This is a genomic window from uncultured Maribacter sp., assembly GCF_947500405.1.
Lineage (GTDB): Bacteria > Bacteroidota > Bacteroidia > Flavobacteriales > Flavobacteriaceae > Maribacter_B.
Genome location: NZ_CANMRY010000076.1, coordinates 1 through 460 on the forward strand (window position 1 = coordinate 1; position 460 = coordinate 460).

General features: G+C 34.1%; 1 pseudogene. It reads left to right on the top strand.

The features are described 5' to 3' along the window. Positions 1 to 131 precede the first annotated feature (131 nt). Positions 132 to 460 (top strand): annotated as a pseudogene (locus Q0945_RS16055) (IS3 family transposase); the annotation flags it as partial.

Below are 460 nucleotides of genomic sequence, written 5' to 3' on the forward strand. Positions count from 1 at the left end.
ATAGAAAAAAAGAAGAAAGACCGTTTAAAAGAAAATGGCTCTACCAATGTTTTGGGATTAGTAAACAAGCCTTCTACAAAAGACTCAGAACACAACGAAAAAAAGAAATAAACCACCAAAAAATGATTACTATGGTAAAGGACTACCGTAAAAAAGTAGGCTCTAAAACTGGTGGTATAAAACTACATACAGAACTTAAGCAAGACTTTATAGACGTTGATATTAAAATAGGCAGAGATAAGTTCTACGACTTCTTGAGACTTCATAAACTTCTAGTACCTAAAGCTAAAAATTACATAACGACCACAAACTCTAACCATATGTACAAAAAATATAAAAACCTCGTGAAAGACCAAGTCCCGAACAGACCCGAACAGCTCTGGGTAAGCGACATCACATACATTAAAACTGAAAATGGACATAATTACTTAGCTTTAGTAACCGATGCCTATTCCAAGCA